General features: G+C 69.5%; 23 protein-coding genes. 14 read left to right on the top strand and 9 right to left on the bottom strand.

Translation table 11 applies throughout. The features are described 5' to 3' along the window. Positions 1-387 precede the first annotated feature (387 nt). The 14 genes from ACIBJF_RS39795 to ACIBJF_RS39730 all read left to right on the top strand — a co-directional run bounded on the left by ACIBJF_RS39795 (position 388) and on the right by ACIBJF_RS39730 (position 13720). Entirely contained in the window at positions 388-762 is a 375-nt protein-coding gene (locus tag ACIBJF_RS39795) for a hypothetical protein (RefSeq protein WP_399181451.1), read from the top strand. 157 nt (positions 763-919) lie between these two features. Then, entirely contained in the window at positions 920-2431 is a 1512-nt protein-coding gene (locus ACIBJF_RS39790) for an APC family permease (protein WP_399181449.1), read from the top strand. Next, on the top strand, positions 2428-2802 hold the full coding sequence (locus ACIBJF_RS39785; protein WP_399181447.1) for a hypothetical protein: 375 nt from the start codon (positions 2428-2430) through the stop codon (positions 2800-2802). The genes ACIBJF_RS39790 and ACIBJF_RS39785 overlap by 4 nt, the downstream gene beginning before the upstream one ends. Before the next feature lie 151 nt (positions 2803-2953). Next, positions 2954-4285 carry an ammonium transporter gene (locus tag ACIBJF_RS39780; RefSeq protein WP_399181445.1) on the top strand — a complete coding sequence of 444 codons (1332 nt, stop codon included), beginning with the start codon at positions 2954-2956 and terminating at the stop codon, positions 4283-4285. A gap of 165 nt (positions 4286-4450) precedes the next feature. After that, positions 4451-5782 carry a type III glutamate--ammonia ligase gene (gene glnT / locus ACIBJF_RS39775; RefSeq protein WP_399181443.1) on the top strand — a complete coding sequence of 444 codons (1332 nt, stop codon included), beginning with the start codon at positions 4451-4453 and terminating at the stop codon, positions 5780-5782. A 30-nt stretch (positions 5783-5812) separates the two neighbouring features. Further along, positions 5813-6724 (top strand): glutamine amidotransferase, encoded by a 912-nt coding sequence (locus tag ACIBJF_RS39770; RefSeq protein WP_399181441.1) that lies wholly within the window; start codon positions 5813-5815, stop codon positions 6722-6724. Beyond that, a complete protein-coding gene (locus ACIBJF_RS39765; protein WP_399181439.1) occupies positions 6721-7413 on the top strand; it encodes a glutamate synthase in 693 nt (230 codons plus the stop codon). The genes ACIBJF_RS39770 and ACIBJF_RS39765 overlap by 4 nt, the downstream gene beginning before the upstream one ends. A gap of 11 nt (positions 7414-7424) precedes the next feature. After that, complete coding sequence (locus ACIBJF_RS39760; RefSeq protein ID WP_399181437.1) at positions 7425-8768, top strand: FMN-binding glutamate synthase family protein; 1344 nt, start codon at positions 7425-7427, stop codon at positions 8766-8768. After that, positions 8768-9946: an NAD(P)/FAD-dependent oxidoreductase gene (locus ACIBJF_RS39755; protein ID WP_399181435.1), complete on the top strand. Its 1179-nt coding sequence runs from the start codon at positions 8768-8770 to the stop codon at positions 9944-9946. The genes ACIBJF_RS39760 and ACIBJF_RS39755 overlap by 1 nt, the downstream gene beginning before the upstream one ends. Positions 9947-9956: 10 nt before the next feature. Next, complete coding sequence (locus tag ACIBJF_RS39750) at positions 9957-10394, top strand: HutD family protein (protein ID WP_399181486.1); 438 nt, start codon at positions 9957-9959, stop codon at positions 10392-10394. A gap of 15 nt (positions 10395-10409) precedes the next feature. Beyond that, the gene (locus ACIBJF_RS39745; RefSeq protein WP_399181433.1) at positions 10410-11612 is read left to right on the top strand and encodes an allantoate amidohydrolase; all 1203 of its coding nucleotides are present in this window, start codon (positions 10410-10412) and stop codon (positions 11610-11612) included. Positions 11613-11763: 151 nt separating this feature from the next. Further along, positions 11764-12411, top strand: a complete 648-nt coding sequence (locus tag ACIBJF_RS39740) for a helix-turn-helix domain-containing protein (RefSeq protein ID WP_399181431.1) — start codon at positions 11764-11766, stop codon at positions 12409-12411. Positions 12412-12720: 309 nt separating this feature from the next. Next, positions 12721-13371, top strand: a complete 651-nt coding sequence (locus tag ACIBJF_RS39735; protein WP_399181429.1) for a helix-turn-helix domain-containing protein — start codon at positions 12721-12723, stop codon at positions 13369-13371. A gap of 145 nt (positions 13372-13516) precedes the next feature. Next, positions 13517-13720: a hypothetical protein gene (locus ACIBJF_RS39730; RefSeq protein ID WP_399181427.1), complete on the top strand. Its 204-nt coding sequence runs from the start codon at positions 13517-13519 to the stop codon at positions 13718-13720. A 10-nt stretch (positions 13721-13730) separates the two neighbouring features. Here ACIBJF_RS39730 and ACIBJF_RS39725 read toward each other — a convergent pair whose 3' ends face one another. Genes ACIBJF_RS39725 through ACIBJF_RS39685 form a run of 9 tightly spaced genes read right to left on the bottom strand, consistent with a single transcriptional unit; the run spans position 13731 to position 20977 of the window. Next, positions 13731-14354, bottom strand: coding sequence for an MBL fold metallo-hydrolase (locus ACIBJF_RS39725; protein ID WP_399181424.1), 624 nt, complete (start codon positions 14352-14354; stop codon positions 13731-13733). Then, the gene (locus ACIBJF_RS39720) at positions 14354-15469 is read right to left on the bottom strand and encodes an S-(hydroxymethyl)mycothiol dehydrogenase (RefSeq protein ID WP_399181421.1); all 1116 of its coding nucleotides are present in this window, start codon (positions 15467-15469) and stop codon (positions 14354-14356) included. Before ACIBJF_RS39720 ends, ACIBJF_RS39725 begins: the two co-directional genes overlap by 1 nt. Positions 15470-15528: 59 nt before the next feature. Beyond that, on the bottom strand, positions 15529-16611 hold the full coding sequence (locus ACIBJF_RS39715) for a heme-dependent oxidative N-demethylase family protein (RefSeq protein WP_399181420.1): 1083 nt from the start codon (positions 16609-16611) through the stop codon (positions 15529-15531). Then, positions 16608-17612, bottom strand: coding sequence for a PDR/VanB family oxidoreductase (locus ACIBJF_RS39710; protein ID WP_399181418.1), 1005 nt, complete (start codon positions 17610-17612; stop codon positions 16608-16610). Before ACIBJF_RS39710 ends, ACIBJF_RS39715 begins: the two co-directional genes overlap by 4 nt. Continuing rightward, positions 17613-18143, bottom strand: coding sequence for a dimethylamine monooxygenase subunit DmmA family protein (locus ACIBJF_RS39705; protein WP_399181415.1), 531 nt, complete (start codon positions 18141-18143; stop codon positions 17613-17615). Continuing rightward, positions 18140-19135: a heme-dependent oxidative N-demethylase family protein gene (locus ACIBJF_RS39700; protein ID WP_399181414.1), complete on the bottom strand. Its 996-nt coding sequence runs from the start codon at positions 19133-19135 to the stop codon at positions 18140-18142. The genes ACIBJF_RS39705 and ACIBJF_RS39700 overlap by 4 nt, the downstream gene beginning before the upstream one ends. After that, complete coding sequence (locus ACIBJF_RS39695) at positions 19135-20070, bottom strand: PDR/VanB family oxidoreductase (RefSeq protein WP_399181412.1); 936 nt, start codon at positions 20068-20070, stop codon at positions 19135-19137. Before ACIBJF_RS39695 ends, ACIBJF_RS39700 begins: the two co-directional genes overlap by 1 nt. Then, positions 20067-20600, bottom strand: coding sequence for a dimethylamine monooxygenase subunit DmmA family protein (locus ACIBJF_RS39690; RefSeq protein ID WP_399181410.1), 534 nt, complete (start codon positions 20598-20600; stop codon positions 20067-20069). Before ACIBJF_RS39690 ends, ACIBJF_RS39695 begins: the two co-directional genes overlap by 4 nt. After that, positions 20600-20977, bottom strand: a complete 378-nt coding sequence (locus tag ACIBJF_RS39685) for a hypothetical protein (RefSeq protein ID WP_399181408.1) — start codon at positions 20975-20977, stop codon at positions 20600-20602. The genes ACIBJF_RS39690 and ACIBJF_RS39685 overlap by 1 nt, the downstream gene beginning before the upstream one ends. Positions 20978-21291: the final 314 nt, after the last annotated feature.

The raw sequence follows: 21291 nt of genomic DNA, 5'->3' as shown, positions 1-21291 counted from the left end.
GTGGGCCGGCCGCCGGTGGGCCCCGGGTTCCCCCGGGGGGGGGGGCGGGGGGGGGTGTGGGGGGGGCCCCCCCTCGGGGGTGGCCCCCCCGCGTACCGGGGCGTACGCGGGCGACCCCGACAACGCGGCGAGGTGTCGTGCCAGGCGTCGCGACGCAGGGGCAACTCAGAACAGGCCCTGACGGGGTGTAACTCCTGTCTCGCCCTTCCGGTCTTACCGCGCCGAACGGTTGGGCGAGGCCGCAGACTCTCCGCCCGCTTGTTACACCCATGGATACACCATAGGGAAACGATGACTCCGCATATTCAACAGCTCGTGATGCGCACGTAACAGCCGTTATGTTTCCTGTGGGAAGACGCCGTTTCCCACCAGGACTTGGAGCGTGTCATGAGCGACACGATCATCCCCTTCCGCGTCACCCAGGACGCGTGGAAGCACCTTCCGCAGATGCCGCAGGCGGACTACCCGGGCACCGACGGCTACATCGCCGACACCTACGTCAATCCTGAAGGCAGCGTGATGTGCAGTGGCTTCTTCCAGCTCAGCCACACCGACGAGCCGCTGCTGTACGAGTACTCGTACGACGAGATGAAGGTAGTTCTCGAGGGCGAGTTCCTCCTTGAGAATCCTGACACCGGCCAGAAGGTCGTCGCGAAGGCGAAGGACGCGATCTTCTTCCCGAAGGGCTCGCGCATCCTCTTCTCCACCCCGGACTGTGCTCTGGCCTTCTACGTCGGCCACCGCACCGCGGACGGTCTCTGAGTGACCCCAGCCGGACGAGAGCAGTCAGCACATGGTCGACCTCGCCTCCATGAGCGTTGCCGCCTGGACGGTCAGTCCAGGTAGAGATGCCCCGGCCTCGCCTGCCGGCGGGACCGTGTACGCCGTCCTGGAAGTCGGCAGCTGAAGGGATTGACAGATGACCATTCCCAATGAGCCAGACCTGGCAATGGGCCGCGAGTTCGCTGTCGCGGACGTGGATGAGCCAGCACTGCTCAAGACCATGCAGTGGTACGACGGATTCGTCATGGCCCTGTCCAACCCGGGCTTCATCATCTCCACCCTCGGGTACACCACGGGCACCCTCGGGGCGCTCGGTGCGCTGGCCATGTGGTTGGGATCGATGGTGATCGCCGTCCTGCAGAACAAGATCTACACCGAGCCGGCAACCATGTTCCCCGACCACTCCGGCGGCATCGCGATGTACGCCTTCGAAGGCTGGCGCTCGCGCTTCAGTCTCGCCGGCCCGATGTCGGCGATAGGCTACTGGGCCGGATGGTCCTCCGTGCTGGCGATCTTCGGCCTGACGATCGGCGGACTCGTCCAAGCGCAGTGGTTCTCCGACGTGACGTGGAGCGTCTCAGCAGGCGTCCACCTCGACCTGCCCCGCGTCATCGCGATCGCGCTGATCCTCGGCCTGTGGCTGCTCAACTCCTTCGGCGTCAAGCCGGTCAAGCTCATGGGCTACCTCACCGGCGGGCTGCTGTTCATCCCGCTGATCCTGTTCGCCATCGTGCCGTTCTTCCTCTCCGACTACTCCGGCTCCAACCTGACCTGGGGCCTCACGGGAGCGGACAGCTCGGCGTGGAGCACCATCCAGCTCGTCCTGGCCTGGCTCTACCTCAACGCGTGGTCCGCCTACGGCATCGAGGTCTGCGCCACCTTCGCCCCCGAGTACCACGACACGGAGAAGGACACCCGCAAGGCCCTCATCCGCGCGGCGATGTTCTGTCTCGCGGTCTACACCCTGCTGCCGCTGGCACTCGGCGGCGCGGTGTCGCAGAGCGAGCAGGCCAAGGCGCCGCTCGGCTTCTACGCGACCCTGCTGCAACACGAGATCGGCAGCGTCGGGTCCAACGTCGTCGTCGTGTTCATGGTGGGCAGCTTCATCCTCGGGATGAACGCCGCGAGTGCCGGCGGCGCGCGCACCCTCTACGGTATGTCGAAGTCCGGCATGACGATCAAGTGGTTCGGCCACATCAACAAGCACAACGTCCCCAACCGGGGCATGTACGTCGACGTGACGGTCAACATCCTGGCCATCCTCTTCCTGCCCACCACGGTGGCGATGCTCGCGGCGAGCAACATGGGCTACGTCTTGTGTCACGTCTTCGCGCTTTCGGCGGTCCTGCTCCTGCGCAAGGACCGACCGGGCATGGCACGGCCGCTCAAGCTCTCCACGCCGTGGCTGTGGATCGCCGGCGCCCTCGCCGCTGTCAACATCGCGCTGCTGCTGGTCGGTGCCACCGCATTCTCGATCACCGGGTACGGCGGCTGGCCGGAGGTGCTCGTCGGTCTGGTTCTCCTGGCCGTCGGCTGCCTGCTGTACGTCTACCGCAAGGTGGTCGAGGACAAGGAGCCCTTCCGGCTGCGGGACAAGCACCCCAGCACATTGGTGCCGACGGCGACACCCGAGACCGCGGCGGCATGACCATGGCGGCCGTTCCGGTCAAACTGCGTTGCACCTGCGGTCACGACGGCGCCTGGCTGGTCATGCCGGGCCAGTCATGGATCTGCCCGGCGTGCGCTCGTACCTGGGTGCCGGACGCGGCGTCGGTGCACGCCGTGGCCGAGGGGGCGAGAGACCTCGCCAGGCTGCGCCGTCTGGTTCTCGGCCTGGCGGTGGGCGCGCTCACGGTGGCCGCGGTTCTCGTGGCGATCCACCCGGCCTGGATCCTCGGGGTTCCCACCTTGGTGGGAGGTGTGCTCCTGGCGTCCCGGCCGACGTACAGGAAGCGACGCGAACAGGCGTTGGCAAGCACGCGCACCAGCATCCCCCTGACCGAATCCCGGGCGGTGTGAGCCGCTCACCCGCCGCACCAGGGCGGCCCGGCCCCTGGGTCGCCCTGGTCCCGCCGTCGCCCGGCCCATCAGCCGGGAGCGGCTGGATCTCCGACTCCTTCCGATGCGCTGCTTTCCGCTGCGCTGCTTTCCTCGACCGACCGGAGCACTCATGAAAACGACGGTCCTCGACCAGCTCGGCGCCCACGCCGACCTGGCATGGCTGATTGCCGCCTTCGCGCTGGTGGCGCTGATGTTCCCCGGCCTGGCCCTCTATTACGGCGGGATGATGGGGGTGAAGAACCCTCTGAACATGATGATGATGGTGTTCTCGACCCTCCCCATCACCGCGGTGCTGTACGTCGCCTTCGGCTATGGCCTCGTCTCCGGCCCGACGATGCACGGCATCCTCGGCAATCCGGCCCACTTCATCGGACTGGGCGACTTCCAGCACGACGACGGGAGCGGCGGTTATCAAGGCGCCTGGTTCAACGCGTTCTTCATCCTCTTCGCGGCCATCACCGTCGCCATCGTCGCCTCCGGCGCGGCCGGCCGGATGAAGTTCTCCGCCTGGCTCGTCTTCGCCACTCTCTGGCTGATCCTCGACTACTTCCCCGTCGCCCACTGGGTCTTCAATCCCGACGGCTGGCTCTACGGCAAGGTCGGCATCCACGACTACGCAGGCGGCACGGCGGTTCACATGAACTCGGGTGTGGCTTCGCTCGCCCTGGCCCTGGTGCTCGGCAAGCGCAAGAGCAAGCCGGAGAGGCCGCACAGCATTCCGCTGGTCGTGCTCGGCGGTGGCATCCTGTGGTTCGGCTGGTTCGGCTTCAACGGCGGCTGTGCGTACGGCGCCACCTTCCTCACCCAGTACGTCGTGCAGAACACCTTGCTCGCCGGCTGCGCCGGCATGCTCGGCTTCTGCGTGGTCGAGCGGATCAAGGACGGGCACTACACGACTCTCGGCATGATCACCGGTGTCATCGCCGGCCTCGTCGGCATCACCCCGTCGGCCGACACGATGAGCCCTCTCGGTGCCCTCGGTGTCGGTGTGGTCGCCGGCGCCGTGGTCGCGGTCTGCCTCGGCATCAAGAACAAGCTGAAGATCGACGACACCCTCGACGCCTTCGCGGTCCACGGCCTCGGCGGCATCGCGGGCACGGTCTGCATTATGCTCTTCGCCTCCTCGGCGGCGCCGGCCGGCATCAAGGGCATCCTGTTCGGCGGCGACACCAAGATCGTCCTCGACGAGTTCATCGGCATCGTGGCCACGTGCACGTTCTCCTTCGTGGTGACCTTCGTGATCGCGAAGGTGCTTGACCTGACGATCGGTCTGAGGGTCGACGAGGAGATCGAACTGGCCGGGCTCGACCTGGCGCTGCACGCCGAGACGGCGTACGACATCCATCCGGTGGGCGCTGCCGCCGGTACCGGAGTGCTCGCCGCCATGACGGCGTCCTCGCCCGCGGCGAGCCGCATGGAGGGGGACACCGCCCCGGTCTGAACCTCACGGCCTTCGCCCGGCGCGAGCCGCGGTCGGCGGCGGCGACCTACCGCGTAGCCGCTCACGAGATCCAGACCTAACTCCTTCTAAACGGGATCGAAACATCCATTGCGTCTACTCAGCGTAGACATTGATTCATTAGAGTGAACGAGCTCAGGAGTCATCATGACCGACACCCTCGACCTGGCCGCTCTCTGTGAGGCCAGCGGCACCAAGTTCCTCCTGGCGCTCTTCGTCGATCTCAACGGCAAGCCGTGCGCCAAGCTCGTGCCCGTCGAGGCCGTCGACGAGCTGGCCACGGAGGGCGTCGGCTTCGCCGGCTACGCCGTCGGCGCGATCGGGCAGGAGCCCAAGGACCCCGACTTGATGGCGATCCCGGACGTCGCCTCCTTCACGCCCGTCCCGTTCGTCAAGAAAGGCCTGGCGATCGTCCACTGCGACCCCCACGTGGAGGGCAAGCCGTGGCCCTTCGCTCCCCGCGTGATCCTCAAGCAGGTCATCGCCAAGGCGGCCGCCGCCGGCTTCGCGCCCTACGCCGGCGCCGAGGTGGAGTACTTCCTCCTCAAGTACGACGCGGCGGGCGCCCTGGTCCCGGCGGACAGCGACGACGTCGCGGCACAGCCGTGCTATGACGCGCGTGGCGTCACCCGGATGTATGACCACCTGACCTCGATCAGCACCGCGATGAACCAGCTCGGCTGGGGCAACTACGCCAACGACCACGAGGACGGCAACGGCCAGTTCGAGCAGAACTTCCAGTACGCCGACGCCCTGACGACCGCCGACCGAGTCGTCACCCTCCGCTACCTGCTGAACGTGCTCGCCCAGGAGCGGGGCATGATCGCGACCTTCATGCCGAAGCCGTTCGCCAACCGCACCGGATCCGGCCTCCACCTCCACCTCTCTCTGCGCGACACCACGACCGACGCCCCCATCTTCCCGGCGAGCAGCGGGGGTGACGAGGACTCGGTCGGCCTGGGGCTGTCGAAGACGGCGTACTCCTTCGTCGCCGGCATCCTTAAGCACGCGACCGCGCTGCAGGCGGTCATCGCGCCGACGGTCAACTCCTACAAGCGGACCGGCCAGGTCGCCTCCAGTGCGAGCGGTGCGACCTGGGCGCCCAAACTGCCGACGTACGGCGGCAACGACCGGACCCACTACGTGCGCATCCCGGACAACCAGCGCATCGAGCTCCGCGGCGGCGACGGCGCGGCCAACCCGTATCTCGCCATCGCCGCGGCCGTGGACGCCGGCCTCGACGGCATCGCCAGCGGCCTCTCCCTCGGCGAGGTCGGCACCGGTCCAGAGACCCCCTTCCCGCTGACGCTGCTGCACGCCGTCGAGGCCTTCGAGGCCGACGACATCGTCAAGGGGACCCTCGACGTCGCGGGCCCCGGGGTCGCCGACTACTTCGCGAGCCTGAAGAAGGACGAGTTCTTCGCCTACCACGCGGCCGTCTCCGGCTGGGAGCACGACCGCTACCTCACAGCCTTCTGAGACCCGTCACCCCCCAGAAAGGGACTCAACATGTGTGGAATCGTGGGGTTGCACCTGCGCAGCCCCGAGCTCTACTCCCAGCTCGGTGAGCTGCTCACCGGGATGCTGTGCGAGATGGAGGACCGCGGCGCGGACTCGGCAGGCATCGCCGTCTACGGCGACGAGGACTGGTCGCCGCGCGGCAGGGGCTCGGTCTCACTGATCGACATCGACGTGCCCGCCGAGACGGTCGCGGCGGCACTCGGTGCCGAGACCGGCACTGAGGTGACGGCCACCACCGTCGACAACGTGGTGCTCGTCAGCGCCGACGTCGACTCGAGGGTGCTGCTGGCCGCCGTGAAGAAGGCCTACCCGCACGTCCTCATCGGCGGCTTCGGCGAGGACCTCGCCGTCCTCAAGGGCGTCGGCGCCCCCCGGGCGCTGGCCGAGAGCTGGGGCCTCGCGAAGGCGCAGGGCTGGCAGGGCGTGGGCCACACCCGGATGGCGACCGAGTCGGCGGTCACGTCGTCGGGCGCGCACCCCTACGCCGTGGGCCCGGGCGAGTGCCTGGTGCACAACGGCTCCTTCTCCAACCACGCCACGATCCGCCGCGACCTGCGGGCCGCCGGCGTCGAGTTCGACTCCGAGAACGACACCGAGGTCGGCGCCCGCTTCGTCGCGCACCGGCTCGCGGACGGCAAGGGCGTCGACGAGGCGCTCACCGACCTGACCCGGACCTTCGACGGCTTCTACACCCTGCTGGTCTCCAACCGCGACAGCTTCGCGGTCGTCCGCGACGCCATCGCCTGCAAGCCGGCCGTCATCGCCGAGACCGACGACTGGGTGGCGATGGCGTCGGAGTACCGGGCGCTCGCCCACCTGCCTGGCGTCGAGAACGCCCGGATCTGGGAGCCCGAGCCCGAGGTCATCTACCACTGGACCCGCCAGGAGGTGTCGGCATGAGCTCCTCCGACGAGGCAGTGTCCAAGTTCGACCTGAGCACCACGCCCCTGCGCGAGGTCAACCAGGCACTCCACGCCGCGGGCCTCGAAGGTGAGTACGTGCTCGAGAACCCCCGCGGCGCCCACAACGTCGCCGTCGGCCTCGATGCGCCGGTCAAGGTCACCGTCAACGGCCACCTCGGCTACTACGCCGCCGGCATGAACCAGCAGGCCGAGGTCGTCATCAACGGGAATGCCGGCCAGGGCCTGGCCGAGAACATGATGAGCGGCACCGTCCACGTCACGGGCTCGGCCTCGCAATCGGCCGGTGCCACCGGCCGTGGCGGTCTGCTGGTCATCGACGGCGACGCCGGCGCCCGCTGCGGCATCTCGATGAAGGGCATCGACATCGTCGTCGGCGGCGACGTCGGGCACATGAGCGCCTTCATGGCGCAGCGGGGCCGCCTGGTCGTCCGCGGGGACGCGGGGGACGCGCTCGGCGACTCGCTCTACGAGGCTCGCATCTACCTGCAGGGCACCGCCAGGTCGCTCGGCGCCGACTGCGTCGAGAAGGAGATGCGGCCCGAGCACCTCGAGGAACTGGCCGGCCTGCTCAAGGCGGCAGGCTACGAGGACGACGACCCGGCGTCGTACAAGCGCTACGGCTCGGCCCGGACTCTCTACCACTTCACTCACGAGAACGAGTACTGAGGCAGGATCCGATGACTCTCACCGCCGATGACCGGGCCCGGCTGGGCCTGCGCGAGTCCGCGACCTTCGACCGGGCCACCATCGCCGCGATCCAGCGTGCCGCCGCGACCGGCATCTACGACATTCGCGGCGGGGGCGCCAAACGCGCCCTGCCCCACTTCGACGACCTGCTCTTCCTGGGCGCGTCGGTGTCGCGCTACCCGCTGGAGGGCTACCGCGAGAGGTGCGGCACCGACGTGGTGCTGGGCGCGCGCAACGCCAAGTACCCCGTCCGCCTCGACATCCCGGTGACGATCGCCGGCATGAGCTTCGGGGCCCTCGGCGCCAACGCCAAGGAGGCCCTCGGCCGCGCGGCCTCGGCCACCGGCACCTCCACCACCACCGGCGACGGCGGCATGACCCCGGAGGAGCGCGGCCACTCCAAGACGCTGGTCTACCAATATCTGCCGAACCGTTACGGCATGAACCCGGACGACCTGCGCCGTGCCGACGCCATCGAGATCGTCCTCGGCCAGGGCGCCAAGCCGGGCGGCGGCGGCATGCTGCTCGGCCAGAAGGTCTCCGAGCGGGTCGCCGGCATGCGGGACCTGCCTGCCGGCATCGACCAGCGCTCGGCCTCGCGTCACCCCGACTGGACCGGCCCGGACGACCTCACCATCAAGATCAACGAGCTCCGGGAGATCACCGACTGGGAGAAGCCGGTCTACGTCAAGGTCGGTGCCTCGCGCACCTACTACGACGTCAAGCTCGCCGTGCACGCCGGCGCGGACGTCGTGGTGGTGGACGGCATGCAGGGCGGCACCGCCGCCACCCAGGACGTCTTCATCGAGCACGTCGGCATCCCGACCCTCGCCGCCGTCCCGCAGGCGGTGCAGGCGCTGCGGGAACTCGGCGTCCACAAGAAGCCGGACGGCGTCCAGCTCATCGTCTCCGGCGGCATCCGCTCCGGCGCCGACGTCGCCAAGGCGCTCGCCCTCGGAGCCGACGCGGTCGCCGTCGGCACCGCCGCCCTCATCGCGCTGGGCGACAATGACCCGAAGTACGCCGCGGAGTACGAGGAGCTCGGCTCGGCGGCCGGGTTCTACGACCAGTTCCAGGCAGGCCAGGACCCCGCGGGCATCACCACTCAGGACCCCGGGCTGCAACAGCGGCTCGACCCGGTCGAGGGCGGCCGTCGGGTCGCCAACTACCTGCGGGTGCTCACCATGGAGGCCCAGACGATCGCCCGCGCCTGCGGCAAGGCCCACGTCACCCACCTCGAGCCCGAGGACATGGTCGCCACCTCCATCGAGGCGGCCGCCATGGCCCGCGTCCCGCTCGCCGGCACCTCCTGGATCCCGGGACAGGGGTTCTGATGGCGACGAAGGCAGTGGTCGTCGGAGGCGGCCTGATCGGGCTCTCGATCGCCCGGGCGCTGACGCATCGGGGGCTCACCGACGTGCTCGTCCTGGAGCGGCACCAGCTCGCCGGCGGCGGCACCGGCAAGTCCAGCGGGATCGTCCGCGCCCACTACGGAGTCCCCTCGATCGCCGCGATGGCGTGGCGGAGCCTGCCGGTCTTCGAGGAGCTCGGCGACCGGGTCGGCTTCCGCCAGGTCGGCTACACCGTCATCGTCGGCGAGGAGAACGCCGAGCCGCTCAGGGCCAACACCGCCATGCATCAGGGCCTCGGCATCGACGTCGACCTGATCGACAACGACCGGCTGGCCGAGCTGTGGCCGATGATGGAGGTCGGCGACGTCGCGCTGGCGTCTCACGAACCGCGCGGCGGGTTCGCGGACGCCACCCAACTCGCCCTGCACTACGGGCAGGTGGCCCGTGACCAAGGCGCGCGCATCCGGCAGAACACCCCCGTCGCCCGCATCCTCACCGCGGGCGACAAGGTGACGGGTGTCCTGCTCGACGGCGGTGAGGTGGTCGATGCCGATCTGGTCGTCGTCGCCTCGGGCTGGTGGTCGGCGAAGCTGCTCGCCGACCTCGGGATCGACTTCCCGGTCCAGGCATACCGCTCGGAGCTCCTCATCGTCGACGCCGGCGAGCCACTGCCGAACCTCCCGGTCGTCTCCGACCTGGTGAGCCTGCAGTACTGCCGGCTGGAGGGTGCGGGCCAGTTCCTCGTCGGCAACAGCGACCACGCCGACTTCCAGAACAAGTTCGTCGACCCCGACCACTACTCCAACATCGCCGGCGAGGCCAGCATCGAGAAGTACGCGGAGAAGGTGATGCACCGCTTCCCGGGCTTCCCCGACCCGTCGGTCACCCACACCTACGCCGGCGTGTACGACGTCCCGCCGGACTGGAACCCCGTGATCGCCCCGGTCGCAGGCGTCGACGGCCTGATCCTCTCCGCCGGCTTCGCCGGCCACGGCTTCAAGATCAGCCCGGCCGTGGGCGACCTCGTCGCCGACCTGGTGTTCGAAGGCGACAGCACCGACCCCGACATCCCCGCCTCTGACTTCCGCCTGGAGCGGTTCGCCGAGGGCAAACCGCTCAACAGCCTGCACCCCTACGTCGGTGCTGGCGAGATGCGGTGACGTGACCGGGATGCTCGACCCCTCCCGGGTGGCCCCGACCCCCTGGCGCAACGGTGCCGGAGCCACCCGGCAGCTCGCGACCGGGACAGACGCCTCCGGCCGGGTCCTGTGGCGCATCAGCGTGGCCGATCTCGACCGCGACGCGCCGTTCTCGACGTTCCCGGCCCTCGATCGCCTCTTCGTCGCGCTCGGCCCCCTGCGGCTGACGGTCGACGGGCGGCAGCAACGGCTCGCGGCCGACGACCAGGCGCGGTTCGCCGGCGAGGCATCGGTCGCGGTGGTCCTCGGCACGCCCACCCGGGCACTCAACGTGATGACGCGGCGGGGCGTGTTCCGGGCGGAGGTGACGCTCCGGTCGGCGGCCGCCCCCTGCCTGCGGGCCGACGCCACCGTCCTGCTGGACGAGCTGGCCGCCGACGTACGGCTCCTCGAGGAACCCGATGACTGACACCCAAGGAACCCGATGACTGACACCGTCTCCTCCCTGCTCGCCGAGATCGCCGACGTCGGCACGGACCCCCAGCGCGGTGGCTACACCCGGCCCGTCTACTCCGGTGCCGAACTCGACCTGCGCTCGTGGTTCGTGGCCCATGCGCAGAAGCGCGGGCTCGACGTCGAAACCGACCGCAACGGCATCATCTGGGCCTGGCACGGCGGCGTCGGCGACGGCGCCGTCGTGACCGGCAGCCACCTCGACTCCGTTCCGGGCGGCGGCGCGTACGACGGCCCCCTCGGCGTGGCCTCGGCGCTGGTCGCCTTCGACCAACTCGACGCCCGCGGCGCCGCAGGGCGGCGCGCGATCGCCGTCTTCCCCGAGGAGGAGGGGTCCCGCTTCGGCGTGGCCTGCCTCGGGTCACGGCTCCTGACGGGCGCGATCGACCCCGACCGGGCCCGTTCGCTGACCGACACCGACGGCGTCACTTTCGCCGAGGCGACCCGGCGCACCGGCCTCGACCCCGCACACCTCGGCCCCGACCCCGAGACACTGGCGCGGATCGGCACCTTCGTCGAACTGCACGTAGAGCAGGGGCGCGGACTCGTCGGCCTCGACCGGCCGGTGGCGGTCGCCTCCTCGATCCTCGGACACGGACGCTGGCGCATCACCCTGTCCGGCGAGGGCAACCACGCCGGCACCACTCTCATGGCCGACCGCCGTGACCCCATGGTGGCCGCCGCACTGCTGGTGGCCGAGGTGCGGCGTCTCGCCCGCGCCGTCCCCGACGCCCGGGCCACCGTCGGCCGGCTCGTGGCCGTGCCCGGCGGCACCAACGTCATCGCCTCGCGGGTCGACCTCTCGCTCGACGTGCGCCATCCCGACGACGCCGTCACCCGCCACCTCGTCGAGGAGGTCGGGCAGGCCGCGCGCAAGCTCGCCGCGGAGGAGGGCTGCAATGCGGAGATGAGCGAGGAGTCCTTCACCCCCACCGTCGACTTCGACCCACGGCTGCGCGACCGGCTCGCCGACGTGCTCGACGCGGCGCCGCAGCTGGGCACCGGTGCCGGCCATGACGCCGGCGTCCTCAAGGACCACGTGCGGACCGCGATGCTCTTTGTACGCAACCCCACCGGCGTCTCGCACGCCCCCGCCGAGGAGGTGGAGGACGCCGACGCCGAGACCGGTGCCGCAGCACTCGCCGACAGCCTGGAGACGTTGCTCCGCCGGTGAGGCGGCGGCCTTGAGGTGCGCAGCGCTTCGCCGTCGGCCAGAGTTCAACGCGGCTGACGTCGGCTCGCCCGACCTGCGGCGCCCGCTCGCTGCACGAAACAATTACAGGGGCTTACTGTGATGAAACACCCGCCGATTTACAGTCACCGTCATGGTCGATGAGAACGGGCTTCTACGCAACGTCGGCACGGCGCGCAGCCGTCACCCCCACGAAGACGCAGAAGCGCTTGAGCTGGAGGCGGCGATCGCCAGGAACGTTCGCCGCCTGCGCCGGCAACATGGCTTGTCGGTCGGTGAGATGGCCGTCCGGATCGGGATCTCCAAGGCGATGCTGTCGAAGATCGAGAATGCTCAGACGTCCTGCAGCCTCGGCACACTCGCACGCCTTGCCGAGGGGTTCGATGTGCCGGTGACCAGCCTCTTCCGAGGGGCGGACACCGAGCGACCGGCCTCCTTCGTCAAAGCCGGCCAGAGTACCCCGATCGTGCGCAACGGTACCCAGGCGGGGCATGAATACGAACTGCTCGGTACGCTTCGCGGCGAGCACAAGCGGCTTGAGTGCTTGATGGTCACACTCAACCACGTCAGCGAGGTCTACCCGCTCTTTCAGCACCCGGGCACGGAATTCATCTACATGCTCGAAGGGATCATGGACTACGGCCACAGCCGGTCGGTCTATCGCCTGCACCCCGGTGATTCGCTCCAACTCGACGGCGAGGGCGCTCACGGCCCCACAAACCTCGTCGAGGTCCCTATCCGATTCCTGTCCGTCATCGCTTTCCCTGACTCAACCGTGTAACTGCGTTCGCCGCGGGAATCGCGGTCGCCTTCCGGTCGCCGACCGCTTTCGGGATGCCGTCGACGCTCCCGATCCCTGTGCCGAGCGCGGACGGCGCTTCCCGCTACCGTCCCTGCTGGGTTGTCCGTGTGCGCGCTGAGACCCGACGGGCATGCGTCGGATGGCGTCCCGCCGCGTGCACGACAGGGACACGATCGCTCCAGTCCACCCCCATACACAGCAGAACGGCGTCGAGCCCAGTCGTCGTTCGACTCGTCAAGGCATGACCGCGGCCACTGGCAGTAAACGCTGTGCCATTAGTGTGGTCTTATGCGAGAAGACAAGAACGTGCTGCTGCGCAACGTCGGCATGGCCAGGGACCGCCATGCCGACGAGCCGATCGAAGCTCTCCAGCTCGAGGCGGCGATCGCCCGCAACGTGCGTGAACTGCGTCATCAGCGCGGCCTCTCGATCAGCGAAATGGCAGCCGCCATCGGTATCTCCAAGGCGATGATCTCCAAAATCGAGAACGCACAGACCTCGTGCAGCCTCAGCATGCTCTCCCTGCTGGCCAAAGGCCTCGACGTCCCGGTAACCTCGCTCGTCCGCGGGGCCGACGCCGAGCGCCCGGCCTCGTACGTGAAGTCCGGACGAGGCACGGCAATCGTTCGCAACGGCAGCCAGGTGGGACATGAGTACCAACTCCTTGGATCCCTCCGCGGCGAGCACAAGCGCCTCGAGTGCCTGCTCGTGACCCTCACGGCAAAGAGCAAGACCTATCCGCTCTTCCAACACCCCGGCACGGAGTTCATCTACGTGCTGGAGGGCACGATGGACTACGGCCACGGCCGCAAGGTCTACCGCCTGGAGCCGGGCGACACCCTGACCCTCGACGGCGAGGGAGCCCATGGCCCCGTCGAACTCGTGGACGTGCCGATCCGCTTCCTGTCGGTGATCGCCTTCCCCGACGGCGCCACCTGAGATCACTGGCACCCTACTTCGCTGCTGCCGACGCCGGAGAGGATCCTCTCCCAGAGGTGGAGTCCGGTCGGGTGACTGAGCGGGGTGGTCACCGCGGCGGGTATGGGCCTGCTCGCCGCCGAGCACGACTCACAAGGGGGCCGTCGTGAGCTTCACCATGGGCGCCTTCACCGGCATGGGCCTGGGCTTCGCAGTACACCGCCGCATCCGGCTATCCGCAGGTCCTGCCGGTCGACTGGTCGCCTGCGGCACCCGCGCGGTCATCGACGCGGTCTTCGGCCCCCGTCAACCCGGCGAACCCGTCCTTGGACGCCGCGTGCTCCGCGGCACTTCCGGGCCACCCCACTGACGCCGTCCCATCAGCGTTGGAACGAGTCGCGTTCGGCGCCGATGGTGGTGTCCTTCCCATGGCCGGTGTGGACGACGGTCTCGTCGGGAAGGGTGAAGAGCGCTGTGCGGATGGAGTCCTCGAGGACGGGCCGGTCGGAGTAGGACCGGCCTGTCGCGCCGGGGCCACCGTTGAACAGGGTGTCGCCGGTGAACACGCAGCCCAGTTCGGGGGCGTAGAGGCAGACCGCGCCGGGGGCGTGCCCGGGTGTGTGCAGGATCCGCAGCGTCGTCCCGGCCACCTCGATGAGCTGCCCGTCCGCCAGGTCCCCGTCCCAGGGCTCGCCCCGCTCACCGGTGCCGTGCGTGAGCTTCCACAGCGGCCGGTCGCCGGGGTGCAGCAGGACGGGGGCCTTGGTCCGCTCGCGCAGCGCCGGCGCGACGCGTACGTGGTCGTCGTGGGCGTGCGTGCACACGATCGCCCTGACCTGGCGCTCTCCCACCACCTTCATGATGGCGTCCACGTCGTGGGGTGCGTCGATGACGACGCACTCCTCGTCGTCGCCGACGACCCAGACGTTGTTGTCCACCTCGAAGGTCTCCCCGTCCAGGGAGAAGGTGCCCGAGGTGATGCCGTGGTCGACGCGGGCGGTCATCAGAGCACCACCACCGAGCGCAGCAGGACGTCGCCGTGGTGCATGCGCTCGAAGGCGGCCTCAACGTCGCCGATGGCGATCTCCTCGGTCACGAACGCGTCCAGGGGCAGGCGGCCCTGCTGGTAGAGGTCCACCAGCATCGGGAAGTCCCGGGAAGGCAGGCAGTCGCCGTACCAGGACGACTTCAGGGCGCCGCCGCGTCCGAACACGTCGATCAGCGGCAGGTCGGGGACCTTCATACTCGGAGTCGGCACCCCGACCAGCACCAGGACGCCGGCTAGGTCGCGTGCGTAGAAGCCCTGCTTCCAGGTCTCCGGTCGGCCCACCGCCTCCACCACGAGGTCGGCGCCCTCGGCGCCTTCGTAGGTCTGCGCGCAGATCTCCTTGATCGCGGCCACCGGGTCGGTGGTCGAGGAGTCGACCGTGTGGGTGGCGCCCATCGCCTTCGCGGTCTGGAGCTTCTTGGCGTCGATGTCCACCGCAATGACCGGGCTCGCCCCGGCCAGTACGGCGCCCGCGATCGCGGCGACACCGACACCGCCGCAGCCGATCACCGCGACGCTCCTGCCGCGGGTCGCACCGCCGGTGTTGATCGCGGCGCCGAGGCCGGCCATCACGCCGCAGCCGAGCAGCCCCACTGCGGCGGGACGTGCCGCCGGGTCGACCTTGGTGCACTGGCCGGCCGCCACCAGGGTCTTCTCCGCGAACGCCCCGATGCCGAGTGCCGGTGACAGCTCGGTGCCGGCGTCCGGCCCGTCGGCCAGCGTCATCTTCTGGGTCGCGTTGTGGGTGTTGAAGCAGTACTTGGGCTCGCCGCGCCGGCACGCCCGGCACTCCCCGCACACGGCCCGCCAGTTGAGGATCACGAAGTCGCCCGGCGCCACCGCGGTGACATCCGGCCCGACCGCCTCCACGACTCCCGCAGCCTCGTGGCCGAGCAGGAACGGGAACTCGTCGTTGATCCCGCCCTCCCGGTAGTGGAGGTCGGTGTGACAGACCCCGCAGGCCTGGACCCGTACCACCGCCTCACCCGGTCCCGGGTCGGGCACGTTGATCGACAGGACCTCGACAGGCGCTCCCTTGGCGCGGGCCACGACCGCCTTGACTTGCTGCATCCGAATGAGTCCTCTTCGCTCGTTCCGCTGGATCCTGGTGCTGCTGACGAGGGGTGCGCTCAGGACCGCAGGTAGGCGACGATGGCGTCGCTGTGGGCCGCGAACCCCTTGTAGCCGCCGATGTCCTCCGGCAGTTCCTCGATGACGGCGGCGAGCTGGCTCGCCCACTCCGGGACCGTACGGACCTCGTCGAGCGAGGCCATGAACGTGCGGATGTTGAAGGTCACGGTGCCGGTCATGGGTAGCCGGATGAAGTGTTCGAGCTCGATCCGGAACTGGACGTCACCGATGCCGCCGGCGGCCAGGTGAGCCGCCATGTCACCGCCCCAGTCGGGCATCGACTCGAGCGCGATGTCGAACTTGCGGCTCGGCGAGGCGGCGATATTCCAGTTGAGCCGGCGGTAGACCTTGTCGGCGGGCAGTCGCATCAGGAACTGCTCAGCGCGGGCCACGATGCCGTCGCCGTGCAGCCGCGGAACCGGGCCATGGATCTCGTACATGTCCATGCCGACGTCGAAGGAGACCGACCAGGCGGCCGCGAAGCAGACCGCGCCGGCGTCGAAGTAGAGCCGGCCGTCGCGCTCGGTGACGAGCAGCAGGTCGTCCGGGATCTCACGGCTGAGGAACTCCAGCGGCCCGTACGGGATGGACTCCCAGTCGCCGAGTACGAATCGCTGGTCGGTGCCGAGGAGGTCGTTCTCCCACCGGAACGCGTCGCCTTCTTCGGTGAGCCGCATCAGCGCGGGGTAGGCGAGGGCCAGATCGCGCAGGTAGTAGAGGAGCAGGTCCCAGCAGGCCAGCTCCATGCCCGGTCGGATCTTCACCCGGTGTGGGTCGGAATCGTGACTGAGCCGCTTCTCGGTCATGATCGTGGGGTAGTCGGAACCGCCGAGGTCGACCAGGTGACGTCCCCACTCACCGGCACGGGTCTGCCGCGCGACGCGGGCCGGGTCCACGTTGACGGTGTACCGGAACGCTTCCAGGTCGTCAGGGAAGGGCCACGGCAGTGTGCCGGCGTGATCGGCCGGCTCCGCGAGAAACGCCTCCACCGCGGGAGTCCGCCGAGGCGTGACGCCGACGGCAGTCATCTCCTCGGCGGCGTAGGCCGGGGAGGCGACGGTCGACTGGGGCGCGACGGTCACAGCAGCACCTCGATCTCTGCGTCTTCGGTGCCGCGGGAGACACAGCAGAGCATGCTGTCCCCGGCGGCCTTGTCACGGTCGGAGAGCACCAGGTCGCGGTGCTCGATGTCGTCCGTCGCCGCGCGGACGGGGATGCGGCACTCGCCGCAGACCCCTTGACGGCACAGGCTCGAGACCTCCAGGCCGGCCTTGAGCAGCGCCTCCAGCAGGGAGACGCCGGGCTCGACGGGGATCCGCTGACCGGTGGAGGCGACGATCGCGGTGAAGGGGTTGCCGGGATCCTGCTCCGGGGCTGTGAAGCGCTCCAGGTGGACCCGCGCCTGCGGCCAGCCGGCGGCGGCGGCCGTCTCCAGGTAGGTCTCGAGCATCGGGGCCGGGCCACACGCGTATGCGTGGGTGCCGAGCGGTTGGGCGGCGAACCGCTCGCGGAGCACGGTCACGGTGTCCTCGACGGTGGTCGCCTCGTAGAACCCGAAGCCCGCCTCGTCCGCGAGTGCGCGGAGGTCGCCGAGGTGGGCGGCGGAGCCGGGGCGGTAGGAGTAGACGATCTCCGCCGGCCGGCCGAGCCGGGCGAGTGCCCGCGCGTGGGAGAGCACCGGGGTGACCCCGATCCCGCCGGCGACCAGCAGTGCCCGCCGCTGGTTGAGTACCGGCGCGAACATCGAGCGCGGCCCCTCGACCTCGACCAGGTCCCCCACCGCGAGGTTGTCGTGCAGCCAGTCGGAGCCGCCGCCCTGGCCGCGACGGAGCACCGAGATGCCGTACGAGCGCGGGTTCACACCGTCGTCGACAAGCGAGTACGCGTTGCGGTGCTCGCCGGCGGCGATGATCAGGTGGCTGCCAGGTTGGAACGCCGTGAGCGGTCCGCCGTCGATCGGCGCGAACCGGAAGTGCGTGATCTGCTCGGTCAGCGGGCGCACCTCGGTGACCCGCAGCGTTCGCCCCCCGGTCTCGTACGCCCCGTGCAGGTGAAAGCGGTGGTCGGCGAAGTCGAGCGTCATTCAGGCCTCCGAGGCGAGAAAGCTGCCGAGCGCGGCGGCGTAATGCCGGTGGATCTCCAGCCTCCGGGCACAACCGGCGCAGGTGACCGTGTCGCCGGGCGAACCTGCGGCTCGGAAGGTGTCACGGCAGTGCGCGCAGTAGAGCGGCAGTTCGGTGGTGTCGACGACGAAGGCGCTCAGTTCGGCCGGGATCGCACCCGCGTCGCGCGCGATCGTGAGGGTGCGCAGCACCTCGTACTGGCCTCCGACGACCATGATCCGCACCCCGCTGAGCGCCTTATCGAGGCTCGCGTCGAGGGCGGCCCGGGCGTCGGGCGCGTCGATGGAGTCGACCACCACAAACGCGGTCGACGCCAGCGCCTCGGCGGCGGCGACCCATTCCTGGGCGACCTGACGCGTGCGGGCGTGCGGCCCGAGGGCGACGATCAGGTACGACGTTCCCGCCGGGTCGACGGGCTCGGGTTCGGCCAGCCAATGCGGCAGCGAGGGAGCGGGAGGCGGCACGATCTCGGCCGTGTCCATCGCGGTCATGCGGCATCACCGACGGCCCCGTGGGCGCGCAGCCAGTCCGCCGCGCGCCGCTGGTACTTGACGATCCCCTTGTAGTCGGCCATGTCCTCGGGCAGTTCGCCGATCACCTCGGCGGCCCGGGCCCGCCACGGCTCGATCGTCGCGAGCACGGACAGCGGCATCATGTAGGTGCGGATCAGGAACATGATCGCTCCGGAGTCGGGCAACCGGACCAGGTGCTGCACCTCGACCCGCAGGTGGACCAGGTCACCGAAGGTCGCGTCGTCGACGAGCAGCGCGGTCTCCCTGTCGGGGCCCCATTCGGGGTAGCGCTCGGTGGAGACGTCGAGCCGTCGGCCGATGGTCATCGTCCAGTTGGTACGGCGGTAGGGCTGGTGCGGCTGGAGCCGCTTGAGGAACTCGTGGGCCCGTGTGATCACGCCCTCCTGCCGGATCCGCGGCACCGGTCCGTGGATCTCCAGGAAGCTCATGCCGACGTCGAAGCCGAAGCTCCAGTCCGCGGCGAAGGTGACCACGCCGGCGTCGCCGTACAACTGCTCGCGCTGATCCAGCAGGACGATGTCCTCCTGGACCTGGCCGGCGATGTAGGCGAGCGGCTCGGCCGGCAGGGTGTCGGCGTCGCCGTACACGAAGTCGAGGTCGGCGCCGCGCAGGTCGTTCTCCCAGTGCCAGCCCGTGCCCGTGCGGGTCAGTCGCATCGTGTCCGGGTAGGCCAGCGCGAGCTCGCGCATCAGGGTGAGCATGGCGTCCCAGGCCGCCGGGACCATGTGCGGCAGGACGGCGTGCCTGGTCGGGTCGGCGGCGAGGATCGCGGCCCGCTCGTCGAGTTCCCGGTCGTACTCGGTGTCGATGTCGACGACACTCGCGCCCCACTGGCCGACAGGGGTGTCGACCGGCCGGCGGGCGGGCTGGACGTTGGTGCTGTACCGGTAGCGGTCCTCGGGGAAGGGGAAGGGGAAGTTGCTCACCAGGTCCGCGGTCACGGTGATCATCAGAGGGGTACCTCCAGCGTTGTGCCGTCGGCGCGGGAGACACAGGCCATGAGGGCGTTGCCGGCGGCTTTCTCGTCGTCACTCAGGTAGAGGTCGCGATGCAGCGGTGTCCCGCCGCTGAGCGGGATCCGGCACTCGCCGCAGACACCCTGCCGGCAGAGGTTGGGTACGGGGACCCCGGCCGACTCGAGCGCTTCGAGCAGGCTCGTGCCGCTCGGTACGTCGAGGGTGACGCCGGTGTTGGTGAGGGTGACCGTGAAAGGGTCACCCGGGTCCAGCGCGTCGGCGCCGAAGCGCTCAAAGTGCAGCCGCGACTCCGGCCAGCCGAGCGCGGAGGCCCTCGCGAGGACATGGTCGATCATCCCAGGCGGACCACAGACGTAAAGGTGTGTGCCGACCGGCTGGTCACCGAGCACCTTCTCGAGCCGGTCTAGGAACTCCTGCGGCTCGGCGAAGAGTTCGGCGGCGCCGTCGGCGAGCTTCAGCACGTCGTCGACATGGGCGGCGAAGCCGTCGCGGTACGTGTACAGCACCTGCACCGTGCGGCCCCACAAGCGCGCGGCACGCAGGTGGGACACGATCGGCGTGACGCCGATCCCACCCGCGATCAGCAAGTGCTTGGTGGCCCGCGCCACCGGAGCGAACGCGCTGCGCGGCATGTGCGCCGCCACCGTATCCCCCACCCGCAGGGCCTCATGCACCCACCTCGACCCCCCGGCCCCGTCGGCGACATGCAGCACCGAGATGGAGTACGACGACGGGTCGGTACCGTCGGAGGTGAGACTGTAGGCGTTGGACTTCTCGCCGCACTCGATCACCAGGTGGCTGCCCGGCACAAAGGCCGGCAGCGGCCCCCCGTCAGCAGCGGCGAAGGTGATGCTGCGGATCGACGGCACGGAGTCGTCGACCGCCGTGGCAGTGAGCTCAAGGCTCATTCGGGGTTCTCCTCCGCATCTATCTTGTAGCCGAGAAACTGCCCGTTGCGCCGCGAGACGTGGTGGTATATGACCAGGTTGCGGGCGCATCCGCCGCAGGCGGCCACGTCGCCGATCGCGGCGACGACCGCCGTTGCCACACCGCAGTGCGCGCAGAACAGGTCGATCGGCCCCGGACCGGTCGGCGCCAGGAACAGCTCCTCCTCCTCAAGGCCGACCATGGCTGCCGCGCCCCGTAGCGCGAGGCACGCCCCAACCGGTCCGGCCAGCCGCACCCGTACCCCGACGCGGGCGTCGGCCAGCGCGGCGACGAGCGCCGACCGGGCGGCCCCAGCGTCGTCGTACTGCAGGCGGCGGACCGCGGCGACCGGGTGGGAGGCGGCGAGGGCCGCCTCCCACGTGGCCAGCCGCGCGCCCGCCTCCCGGCCGATGCCGACGAGCAGAAAGCTGGTGCCCGCGGCATCGGCCGGGGCACTGGCTCCGCTGCTGACCGCCCAGGCCGGGACGCTGGTGTCTGCGAGGTTCGTCATCAGAGCAGGGTGGCGTCGCGGTGGCCGGTGTAGAACGCGAGCGCGTAGTCCGGCGTGCTGAAGTAGATCTTCGAGCCCTTGGGGAAGAAGATCGCGTCCTTCGCCCTCGCGACGAGTTCCTGGCCGGTCTCCTTGTTGACCATCAGGAACTCACCTTCGAGCACGACCTTCATCTCGTCGTACTCGTACTCGTAGCAGAGCGGCGCGTCGGTGTGTCGGAGCTCGAAGAAGCCACTGCACATCACGCTGCCGTCGGGGTTCTCGTAGACGTCGCCGATGTACCCCTCCGTGCCCGGGTACTCCGACACCGGCATCTTCGGGAGGTCCTTCCACGCTTCCGCGATGACTCGGAAGGGGGTCTGCGCGCTGGGTTCCACGGACACGCTCCTTAACAACCAGGGGAAACGTTGTTCACTACCAGTAGAAGAGATGGGCGGCGCTCGGCGGTTACGCGACAGTGAAGGGTTTGTTACCGTCACCCCGTGAGCCGCCGGTCGCGGATGACGACCGTCAGTCCGCCGGACGTTCAGGGGGAAGAACTGCCCGCGGCGGAAGGACCTTGAAGGCTCCCCTCCCTGAAGGGAGGCGATTCCTCACCCTCCGGGGCTGAGCGGGGATTTACGGCTCAGGCCGCCACCGGAGCCGGCGGCTCGGGTGGTCTTACGCCCTCGGCACCGTCCGGGTTCCAACC

It is taken from the genome of Streptomyces sp. NPDC050743 (genome assembly GCF_044456925.1).
Classification (GTDB): domain Bacteria; phylum Actinomycetota; class Actinomycetes; order Streptomycetales; family Streptomycetaceae; genus Streptomyces.
Note: the sequence above shows the minus strand (reverse complement) of the source record. Positions and strands in the feature narration are given on the sequence as shown.